Origin of the sequence: Dactylosporangium sp. NPDC005572 (assembly GCF_040605515.1) — a bacterium.
Taxonomy (GTDB): domain Bacteria; phylum Actinomycetota; class Actinomycetes; order Mycobacteriales; family Micromonosporaceae; genus Dactylosporangium.
This window is the reverse complement of the sequence record NZ_JBEXCY010000361.1, coordinates 1-6,492: the sequence shown is the minus strand read 5'-3', so window position 1 is coordinate 6,492 and position 6,492 is coordinate 1. Positions and strand designations below refer to the sequence as shown.

Below are 6,492 nucleotides of genomic sequence, written 5' to 3'. Positions count from 1 at the left end.
TACATCACCGGCACACACTTCTCCGTCGACGGCGGATTCCTCGCCTAAGCCAGACGCCCTGCAACCCGAACGACATCGTTCTCACAACACAACACCAGGGGCCAGGACGTCCTACATCGCCGGACGGCAGGAGCGCGAGCCACGCCGTCCGGCGATCGTCTGCGTCGTCATTGCTTGTCGTGTCAGACCCTGCGGCAGGACCGTGTCGGTCGCGTCCTGGCCCGAGCCCGCATCACAGCCTGGATCGCGTTGGCATGATGTGCTAGAATTTGTGACATTGACTGAGGATGCCCGCCGATGCCGCCATCATCGACAGCCGCCTCGAGGCGGCCCGACGTGCCCCGCCTGGCAATCGTGGCGACGAACCCCTCGAGAAGGCCGTCGAGTTTGTATCGCTCCCCCGGAGTGAACGAACTCGCCGACGGCGTGGCTGTGACGCGCCGCTCAGGCTGTCCAGACCCACTACAAGGAGCACCATGTCGAAGGTCTATCTGGTAACAGGCAGTTCCCGCGGTCTCGGCAGAGCAATCGTCGAGGCGGCGCTCCAGGCAGGGCACCACGTGCTCGCAACGGCCCGCGACCCAGATCAGCTCGCCAGCATCGTCGCCGTCCACGGCAGCCAAGTCGCCGCCGCAGCGCTCGACGTGACGGACTTCGCGGCGGCCCAGCAGGCGGTGACGACCGCGATCAACCATTTCGGTCGACTCGACGTCGTGGTCAACAACGCCGGATACGCCAACCTCGGTGCCTTGGAGGACATCACCATCGAGGACTTCCGCGAGCAGGTGGACACCAACCTGTTCGGCGTTGTGAACGTATGCAAAGCAGTCATCCCCGTGCTGCGTACGCAGCGATCAGGACACATCATCAACGTCTCGTCCGTGGGCGGCCGTGTCGCAAATGCCGGACTTTCCGCGTACCAGGCAGCCAAATGGGCACTCGGCGGCCTCACCGAGGTGCTCGCTGCTGAACTGAACCCACTCGGTATCAACGTCACGGTCGTCGAACCAGGTGGTATGCGCACCGATTGGGCAGGCTCCTCGATGGCGATCCGACCGGTCAGCGAACCCTACGACCAGACCGTCGGTGTCCTTGCACGCCTCTTCACCGCCGGTGGCGGCACAGCCGCCGGCGATCCGGATAAAGTGGCCCGACTGCTGGTTCGGCTGGCAAACGAACCAAACCCGCCACTACGACTGCTCCTCGGATCCGACGCGGTGACCGCCGCTGAAAAGGCCTCCGCAGCCCGCCACACCGAAGACGCCACGTGGCGGCACTGGAGCGTAATGACAGACCACGACCAGGCCACCCCAGAACAACTGGACCCACTGGCACACGCCGAATAACAACAGCGGTGCCGCCACAGCGAACCGACTCAGTTCACCACAGCGGCACCACCCAGTAACACGGTAGGGCGATCGGCCCGATCGCTAGTGCCAGGCTCGCAACACCGAGCGGCATCGACCAACGAGCACGACCCGCCGGCGACCAAACCGGTCGGCTGCTGCGCCGAGCAAAGCGGGCGCTTCAGCTGGCGAGTGCCGACTCTGCCGGGGCCGTAGCTCGTCGTCCCCCCAGAGGAATTCCGTGAGCCGATCCCAGAGGAACGCCGGGTTCTGTCGCAGGAAGTGTGGCGGCCGGTCGGCAGTGTGGAACGTCGGTAGTCGGGGAGGCCGTCGACGGTGAGGTTCTCGCCGAACTGGCCGTAGGTGAAGTCGTGGTGGTGGAGGTGGTTCTGGCCGTGCCGGTACGAGCCGAGCTGGTCGACGAGCACCGCCGCTGCTCGCCGCCGAGGTCGCCCTGGCCGTCGCCGTCGAGGTTGAGCCGGCGGGCCGTCACCGGGCCGTCGACCGGTGCCTTCCACACCCCGGTGAAGACCGTGTGGCCCCTGTCAGGCCACGTTCTTGGGCCGGCCGACGTTGACGGACGGCAGTCTGCTCGCCGCTCCATCCTGCCCACCGCGGGGCCCGTTCAAGCGGCCGAAGCCGGGACCGTGCGCCATCGGGCCGACCCGCTCCCGGTCACCCCGCCGGTGTGACGCCAGCGGCCGCGGCCCGCAGTTCGGCGCGCAGCCGCTCGTCGTCCCACACCATGCGATGCGGGCGGTAGTCGTAGGCGACGGCGCGGTCCCGCTCGGCCAGCCGGGTCAGGTGCGGGGCCGCCGCCCGCGCGCCGATCGCCACGAGGGCCCGCACGGCCTCGGCGGGCCGGACGCCGTGCTCTACGACGGTGACCAGCGCGGGCGTGAGCTCCTCTGCCTTCGCCGCGCCGAGCCGCCACAGCGCCTCGGCGGCGGCCGGGGCCGACCAGTCGTGCTCGCCGTGGGCGAGGTCGCGGATGGCGTCGGTCAGCCAGTCCCAGCCGAGCTCCGCGGCGAGCAGCGCGGCCTCGCCCCCGCCCGCGCCGCCGTCGACCATGATCTCGCGGATCGTGGCCCGGACCTCGGCCGGCGGGTGCGGCCCGGGCCCGTCGGCGGGGAGCAGACGGGCCGCGGCGAGCTGCGTGCGCCGCACCATGAGCGACGCCCCGTTCGGCCACGGCGACTCAAGCAGTTCGGCCGGCAGGTTCGGCACCTCCAGGCCGGCTTCGGCGGCCATCGTCAGCCCCAGCGTCATCGCCTGCCAGTCCGACGTGTCGTGGGCCCGCCGGAGCGTTGCGAGGACGACGTCCCGGTCGCCGGTGAGCCGCCAGACGGCGAACGCGGGCTTCGGCTCGACGCCCTCGGCCGCAAGGACCCGCAGCTCGGGCAGGTCGACCGGCTCGGCCGCGTTCGCCCGAGCCAGCGCCAGTGCGACGGCCCGCGGCGCCAGTGCCCGCACCGCTCGCAGCCGCGACACCTGGCCGGCGCCGGCCGCTCGCAGCCGCTCCGCCAGGACCGCGACGGTCGCGGCGTCCCCCGCCGCGACCGCCTGGTCCAGCCGGTCGCCGACCGCGTCGAGCTCGGCCACTGTGCGCGCCGGCCCCCATCGTTCGAGCCCGACCCCGCGCGCGTCGCCGAGCTGCAGGAGCACCCAGGCCGCGGTCTGCCGAGCGACCTTCGGCGTCTCCTCGTCGGCCGACAGCCGGGCCAGGTCGTCGGCCCACGGCGCGGCGGCGGGCCCAGTCGCGGCGACCGCGGCGACCGCCGCGACCCGCACCGCGGGGTCGCCGTGGCGCAGCCACCGCCCAGCCCACGTGGCCAGCCCGGTCCGGGCCGGCCGGTGCCAGCGGCAGGCGTCCTCGACCCCACGCAGCAGGACCACCGCAGCGGCGAGTGGGGCGAACGGGGTCCAGGGCCGGAGGGCCCAGATCACCGGTAGCACCGACGGTAGCCCGCGCGGCGCCCCGGCGGTCTCGTCGACCGGCTTCGCGCTGGACATCACGCTCTCGCCCACGACGACCGCGCCGACCATCGGGCCGCCCGTGACGCCCTCGGCCGGCAGCGCCCGCAGGAGCGCGTCGAGCAGCGCCATCCCGGCGGCCGGCCCGGCCGCGCAGAGCAGGTCGGCCAGCGGCGACTCGCGGCGCAGCCAGTCCTCAGGCACCCTGACGCCGGCCGCCAGCGCGGCCGCGACCGCCTCCACCGTGCCGGCGGTCCACGGCACCCCGCTGCGGGCTGCGGCCAGCGCGCCTGCGACGACGACCGTCGGGTCCGCGTCGACGGGCGACGCCCCGGTGGCAGCCTCGCCCAGCCCGAGCAGCAGCGCCGCCCGCACGACCGGTTCGGTCTCCACCGCCAGCCGCCTCCGCAGAACGTCCGGGCCGGCGTCCGCCTGGGTCAGCGCGTACGCGGCCGCGGCCCGCACCGCCGCATCCGGGCCGTCGAGGAACGGCGCGAGGTCGCCCGCCAGCCTCCGCAGCGCAGCCCGGGCCTCGGCCGACGGGCGGCGCGAGCGCTCGGGGTCCGCCGCGCGCCCGGCCGCGGACAGGGCCGTGGCTCGGCCGGACGCCGCCGACCGCGCCCGTTCCACGAAGCCCGGCACCGCGGCGGCGATCCCGGGCGTCAGCCGGTCCGGTCCCGGATACATCTCGTGCACGCCGAACATCCGCTTGAAGGCGTGCTCCCACGTGGGTGCCGCATCGGCCGTCACGGCCATCAGTGTAGGCGAGCGAGTTCCTGGCGCTGGTCCGCGGCGCCTTCCACCAGGACGGCCGGCGGCTGCCACCGGCCGCGCCCGCCGACATCCCGCGGGTCATGTGCGACCAGCCCGTCGAGGTCTCGCCCGACGGCTCCGGCTGGCTGACTACGGTCATCGAGCGGACCGCGGCCTCGGCCGCGGCGGGCGACCTGGCCCGACCGGCACGGACCCGCGGCGGTGCGCTACCGCACCCTAGTGCTGCAAGATTCTTTGGTCTGCAAGGATGTGATCTCGGCGTGAGGCTACGCACCTGGCGTTGCCAGCGTGCACGACCCTGTTGCCTAATTCGTGGACACGCCAGGGTTGTTCCGGCTTCCGTCACAGGAAGCGTGGCGAGGCGTCAGTCGGCGTCGGAACTGATCGACAGGCGCTCGCCCGATGGCGGTGTCGATAGTGGACGGACGTGCAGGCGCTGCTGGGCTGATCCGTTGACCAGCAACGCTTTGCGAAGGATCGAGTTCCGGTGATCATCTCGCGATGCGTGATCACACCATCACTGAGGTCGTCCTGCCGCACCTGTCTGGCGTGTTGATCGAGCGGGTGGAGTTCGGCCCCGAGGCCAACTACCTGTTCGGTCGCGCTCGTGGTGAGACCGCCGCGTGTCCGGGCTGCGGCACGGTGTCGACCTCGGTACGCGGCCGCTACCAGCGACGCGTCGCCGACACACCGATCGGCGGGCGGCCGGTGTGGCTGGTCCTGCAGGTCCGGCGGTTCAACTGCCAGGTGATCGACTGCACGGTGCGCACGTTCGTCGAGCAGGTACCCGGCCTGACCGTGCGGCGGCGCCGGCGCAGCCAGCCGCTCCAGGATCTGCTGCACGGCATCGGTGCGGCCCTCGCTGGCCGGGTCGGGGTCCGGCTGGCGGCAAAGCTGGCCATGGACGTGTCCCGTAGCACCCTGCTCCGGTTGCTGCGCTGCGCCCCAGAGCCGACGCTCACCGTGGCGCCGCGCGTGCTCGGCATCGACGATTTTGCCCTACGCAAAGGTCAGGTGTACGCCACCATCCTGCTCGACATGAACACCCACCGGCCGGTCGACGTGCTGCCCGACCGGGAGGCCGACACCGTCGCCGCGTGGCTGCGAGCCCATCCCGGCGCTGAGATCATCTGCCGGGACCGTGCCGGCGCCTTCGCCGACGGCGCCACGGCTGGCGCGCCGGACGCGATCCAGGTCGCAGATCGCTGGCATCTGTGGCGCAACCTGGGCGAAGCCGTCGAGGCCGTCGTCGTGGCGCACCGGGCCAGCCTCGCCGAACCACCCACCCAGCCCACCGAGGCCGCTCAGCCACCACAACCGAAGCTGCTGCCGCAGCCGGAGGAGCCAGCAGCGGTACCAGACAAGGAGATCCGGCTCGTGACCCGTACCCGCGAACGCTACACCCAGGTCCAGCAACTGCTGGCCGAGGGCGCCTCCCGCGCCGAGGTCTCCCGCCGGCTGGGCTTGGACCCGCAGACCGTCCGGCGGTTCGCTGACGCCACCAGCATCGACGAACTCCTCGCCAACACCCGACGAGACAGTCTCATCGACCCGTACACGTCCTACCTGCACCAACGATGGAACGACGGCTGCACAGACACCGCGACGCTGTACGCCGAGACCCGCGAGCAGGGCTACCGAGGCAGCGTCCAGACGTTGCGCCGCTACCTACAACCGCTGCGGCCGGTCGAAGGCGGCACCCGCCGCCGCCTGCCCGCGCCGAACACACCTCCGCCACCGAAACCGCGTCGGGTCGCAAAATGGATCATGAGTGATCCGGTCAAGCCCAAGACCGACGACCAGCACAAACTCGATGTAATCCGCGAGCGTAGTCCCGCCCTCGACGCGCTTGTCGGCCACGTCCAGGACTTCGCCGACATGATGCGCAAGTTGCGCGGCGCCCGCCTGCCGCAGTGGATCGCCGCCGTGCTGGCCAGCGACCTGGCCCCGTTGCACTCCTTCGCTAAGGGCCTGCAACGTGACCTCGCCGCGGTCACCGCCGGACTGACCCTGCCCTGGAGCTCCGGCGCCGTCGAGGGCCAGGTCAACCGCGTAAAGATGCTGTCGAGTAGCCGGGGGCGTTTCAGCCCCCGGCTCTCACAGAACCGTACGTAACGATCTCCCGTTATGCGGCTCTTGTTGCCCTGGTCACCAGACGGCGGGGACGGTGGTTACCCAGGCCCAGTGGGCGAAGAACCGCGGCCTTGTGGTGACGGCTCTGGTCCAGGCGTCCTGGGCTCGTTTGCGTCCCCGCAGCCGTTTGTGTTTCTTGCGGAGCCAGCGCATCAGGTAGGCGTTGATGCGCGCCAGGAGGGGATACAGCGCCGACCGGTAGAAGGCGCCGTGGAGGGTAGGAGGCAGGCGCGGTGGCGTGATCGCCGGTAGGTCCCAGGGTCTG

Annotated in this window: 4 protein-coding genes; 2 read left to right on the top strand and 2 right to left on the bottom strand. The window is 71.5% G+C overall.

Going from position 1 to position 6,492, the window contains the following annotated elements; all coding sequences use genetic code 11:
• Positions 1-476 precede the first annotated feature (476 nt).
• Positions 477-1,346, top strand: a complete 870-nt coding sequence (locus tag ABZS66_RS59850; RefSeq protein ID WP_354773642.1) for an oxidoreductase — start codon at positions 477-479, stop codon at positions 1,344-1,346.
• 675 nt (positions 1,347-2,021) lie between these two features.
• On the opposite strand, the gene ABZS66_RS59845 is transcribed toward ABZS66_RS59850, so the two are convergent.
• Entirely contained in the window at positions 2,022-4,070 is a 2,049-nt protein-coding gene (locus ABZS66_RS59845) for a hypothetical protein (RefSeq protein WP_354773640.1), read from the bottom strand.
• A gap of 525 nt (positions 4,071-4,595) precedes the next feature.
• On the opposite strand from ABZS66_RS59845, the gene ABZS66_RS59840 reads away from it, so the two are divergent.
• Positions 4,596-6,209: an ISL3 family transposase gene (locus ABZS66_RS59840; RefSeq protein WP_354773639.1), complete on the top strand. Its 1,614-nt coding sequence runs from the start codon at positions 4,596-4,598 to the stop codon at positions 6,207-6,209.
• Positions 6,210-6,242: 33 nt separating this feature from the next.
• On the opposite strand, the gene ABZS66_RS59835 is transcribed toward ABZS66_RS59840, so the two are convergent.
• Positions 6,243-6,492 (bottom strand): hypothetical protein (locus ABZS66_RS59835; RefSeq protein ID WP_354773638.1); only part of this gene is annotated, 250 nt, incomplete at its 5' end.

Coding starts and splice junctions, on each gene's coding strand:
- ABZS66_RS59840 (WP_354773639.1), top strand. CDS start 4,596: ATGCGTGATCACACCATCACTGAGGTCGTCCTGCCGCACCTGTCTGGC.
- ABZS66_RS59850 (WP_354773642.1), top strand. CDS start 477: ATGTCGAAGGTCTATCTGGTAACAGGCAGTTCCCGCGGTCTCGGCAGA.